We start from the raw sequence: 3,103 nt of genomic DNA on the forward strand, positions 1-3,103 counted from the left end.
CCGACACGCTGCCGCGCGCCCCCGTACCGGACCATCGGTATCCGCGGTGGGTACGCGGGGTGCCTCCGTACCCGCGCTGACCTGCTGAAGATCACCTGGAGCGGTCCCCGGCACTCAGGCACAGCGCGCCTCGTTACCATGCGGGGACGCAAATGCGGACGACCACTGACGACGACGAGGGACGGGCGAGCGCGTGGCCGAGGCGGCAGACTTCCAGGGGATGACTCCCTCACCTGCCCGCCGGTGGTTCCGGCGTACGGCGGGCCTCCTCGCGGGGGCCCCGCTGCTCGTCGGCCTGCTGCAGGTGCCGGCCGCCGCCCCCGCGGCCGCCGCGCCCGCCGCCCCCTCCGGTGCGGGCTCCGTCGATGTGTCCCTCGACTCACTCTCGCCGAGCGCGCCGACGGACGAGGACACCCTCACGGTCTCCGGCAAGGTCACCAACGAGGGCGAGCAGACCGTCACCGGCGCCAAGGTCGCCCTGCGGGTCGGCCCGTCGCTGAACGAACGCGGCGCCATCGACAACGTGGCCCGGCGCTCCGACTCCACTCAGGGCGTCGTGGGCCGCGAGGTCGGCGGCAAGTACCTGGAGAAGTTCGACAAGCTCGCCCCCGGCGTCTCCCAGGACTTCACGCTCTCCATCCCGGTCAAGGAGCTCGACCTCTCCGCGGACGGCGTCTACCAGCTGGGCGTCTCCCTCACGGGACGCAGCGCGGCCCAGCCGTACGACCAGGTCCTCGGGATCGAGCGGACCTTCCTGCCCTGGCAGTCGGAGGCGCCGAGCGAGAAGACGAAGGTCAGCTTCCTCTGGCCGCTGATGTCCACCTCGCACCTGACCGCGGAGACCGCCTCCGACGAGCAGCAGACGCCGGTCTTCTCGGACGACAGGCTCGCCGAGGAGCTCGCGCCCGGCGGCCGGCTCCAGCAGCTCCTCTCGCTCGGCCGGGAACTGCCGGTCACCTGGGTCGTCGACCCGGACCTGCTGGCCTCGGTCGACGCGATGGCCACCAAGGGCTACAACATCAGGAACCCCGAGGGCGGCAACCCGATCCCCGGTAAGAACCGGGCCGTGGCCAAGCAGTGGCTCAACGAGCTGCAGCAGGCCGTCGACGGCAAGAAGGTCGTGGCCCTGCCGTTCGCCGACCCGGATCTGGCGTCCCTTGCGCACCAGGGCAAGAGCGTCCCCGGTTCGCTCAGCCATCTGAAGCCCGCGACCGACGCGGCCAGCACGACCGTGGAGTCGGTGCTGCAGGTCAAGCCGTCCACCGACTTCGCCTGGCCCGCGGACGGCGCGATCGACCCGTCCGTCGTGGACGTCGCCACCTCGGCCGGCGCGCACACCGTGATCGCCCGCAGCGACAGCCTGCGCGAGACCAACGGCCTCACGTACACGCCGACCGCGGCCCGCCCGATCGGTGGCGGGACGACGGCGGTGGTCGCCGACGCCCGCCTGTCGACCCTGTTCCAGGGCGATATGACGGGCGCCGAGAACTCGACGCTCGCGGTGCAGAACTTCCTCGCTCAGAGCCAGATGATCACCGGGCAGTCCCCGGACAAGCAGCGCAGCATCGTGGTGGCCCCGCAGCGGATGCCCACCGCGAGCCAGGCCCAGACGATGGCCCACGCCCTCGACGAACTCGGCGCCGAGCGCTGGTCCGAGCCCGACGACCTGCTCTCCGCGGCCAAGGCCAAGCCGGACCCGGACGCCACGACCCGCGTGCCCGACGCGTCCTCGTACCCCGCCGCTCTGCGCAAGCAGGAGCTGCCCAAGCAGGCCTTCATGGATGTCCGCACCACCAAGGACACCCTCGACCGCTTCAAGCAGATCCTCAGCGAGCCGGACCGCGTGGTCACGCCGTTCGGCCGGGCCATGGACCGGGAGATGTCGACCACCTGGCGCGGTCGTGCCGGGGACGCGGAGACGTACCGCGGTGAGGTCCAGCGCTATCTGACCAACCTGACCGACCAGGTGAAGTTGATCAAGAAGTCCGAGGTGAAGCTCTCGGGCCGCAGCGCGACCATCCCGATCACCGTGCAGAACAACCTGGTGCAGGGCGTCGAGGACATGACCCTGCGCCTCACCTCGGGCAAGCCGAACCGTCTGAAGATCGGCGAGGAGTCCGGCCCGTACGCGGAGCAGCCGATCAAGGTCTCCGGCGGCCACAGCCAGACGGTGAAGTTCACCACCACCGCCAACGCCAACGGCCCGGTACCGGTCACCGCCCAGCTCTACGGCCCGGACGGCACCCCGTACGGCGAAGAGATCCGCTTCGATGTGAACGTCACCGAGATCACCCTCACCGTGATGCTGGTCATCGCGGGCGGAATCCTGCTCCTGGTCCTCGCCGGATTCCGGATGTACACCCAGCGCAAGGCGGCCGCCCGCCGCGCGGCGGCCGAGGAGGCCGAAGCCGAACAGGGCGACGGCCCCGAGGGCGAGGCGGGCCCCGACGAGGACGACGACCGCGGCGGCCCCGACGGGCAGGACGGCCCCACGTCCGGCGAAGGAGACCCCGAGCAGCCGAGTGACCCGACACCGGACACCGCACCGGAAAGCACCGGCCCGTCCGGCACGGGTGAGAGAGTGGACCGTTGAGCGATGACGTGGCCGCTGGGGCCGTGGGACCGATGAGGTGGGGTAAGCATGAATGCGCCGTACGACGGTGACCGCGGCCAGGGCGCGGGCGGCGGCGATCCCGCGGGTGGACAGGTGCCCCCGCAGCAGCCCACGCAGGATGTGTACGTCGAGGACGCCTACGCCCAGGACCCGTACCGCGCACAGGACCTCGCCGCCCAGGACCCGGTGACCGAGGCCCTGTACGACCGGTCGGCGCACCCGCCGCCGCCCCCGGGCACCTACGCCGACCCGCAGTCCCTCTACTCCGCGCCCGCCGCGCCGCAGAACGCTCCGGACCCGCAGGTCTGGGCGCAGACCCCGGCCCCGGAGCCCGACGGTCCGTCCCGTCATCTGCCGTACGGCGACGACATCAGGACGACGCAGTTCGTCGGCGTGGACGACCTGGTCACCCAGGCCTCCGACGAGCGGCACGAGCCGGACGCCTTCGCGCACCTCTTCCGGGACCAGCAGCCGAACGGCTCCCGGCCC

The 3,103-nt window shown here is 71.7% G+C and carries 1 protein-coding gene and 1 pseudogene; both read left to right on the forward strand.

Going from position 1 to position 3,103, the window contains the following annotated elements; all coding sequences use genetic code 11:
- The first annotated feature begins 193 nt into the window (after window positions 1-193).
- The gene (locus GUY60_RS36270) at window positions 194-2,593 is read left to right on the forward strand and encodes a DUF6049 family protein (RefSeq protein WP_161705736.1); all 2,400 of its coding nucleotides are present in this window, start codon (window positions 194-196) and stop codon (window positions 2,591-2,593) included.
- Between the two features lie 48 nt (window positions 2,594-2,641).
- A pseudogene (locus GUY60_RS36275) lies at window positions 2,642-3,103 on the forward strand (murein biosynthesis integral membrane protein MurJ); the annotation flags it as partial.

Origin of the sequence: Streptomyces boluensis (assembly GCF_009908195.1) — a bacterium.
In the GTDB taxonomy this organism is placed as follows: Bacteria; Actinomycetota; Actinomycetes; order Streptomycetales; family Streptomycetaceae; genus Streptomyces; species Streptomyces boluensis.